The organism is Chryseobacterium sp. SIMBA_038 (assembly GCF_046535115.1).
GTDB lineage: Bacteria > Bacteroidota > Bacteroidia > Flavobacteriales > Weeksellaceae > Chryseobacterium.
Genome location: NZ_JAWRXH010000456.1, coordinates 1 through 234, shown reverse-complemented (window position 1 = coordinate 234; position 234 = coordinate 1). Strand labels below are relative to the sequence as shown.

Sequence of the window (234 nt, the reverse complement as noted above, 5' to 3'; positions counted from 1 at the left end):
ATTGATTTTCCATAATAAAGCAAGTGCCATTTCAACCGTAAAAGACCTGATCAACATGCTCGGTCTGAACAATCCTCAGGAAAAAATTGAAGAGTTGTTTCCCTATAGTGAGACTTCAATACAATTAACTGAAAATCAAAAATTTATTTATCAAAGTATTAAAGATAATCCACAGATTACTTTGGATGATTTGGTACAGAAAATCGACATTCCATCCCATAAAATTTTACCAAT

General features: G+C 31.2%; 1 pseudogene. It reads left to right on the top strand.

What is annotated here, in order from left to right:
- Window positions 1-234: pseudogene (locus SB689_RS24255) on the top strand (DNA-protecting protein DprA); the annotation flags it as partial.